At 62.5% G+C, this 267-nt stretch carries 1 protein-coding gene; it reads right to left on the reverse strand.

Annotated features, from left to right (window positions below; translation table 11 throughout):
* The coding region (locus QZL63_RS09620; protein ID WP_290586757.1) for a DUF2726 domain-containing protein at nt 1–267 on the reverse strand (267 nt) is incomplete at both ends.

Here is a 267-nt window from a genome sequence, read left to right on the forward strand (position 1 = left end):
GGAAGAGCGTAGCGGTCGAGGATGCGATCTTTCATTCGATCGCGTTCGGATTGGCGGGTTCCTTGTTTGTGGAACTGGTAGCCGTCGGTCTCGACAGCCAGGATGGGCCGTTTGCTCACCCGGTTGTAGATCAGGAAGTCGAGGTGCGTGGCGCCGTTCGAGGCATAGCGGCGCTCCTCGTCGTCGAGAAGCGTCCAGTCGCGGATCAGTTGTCGCAGCGGTTGGTGGCAGGGGACTCCCAGACGCCGGCATGACGGGTCGACCTCC

Source organism: Alistipes sp. CAG:268 (assembly GCA_000434235.1).
Taxonomy (GTDB): Bacteria; Bacteroidota; Bacteroidia; order Bacteroidales; family Rikenellaceae; genus Alistipes; species Alistipes avistercoris.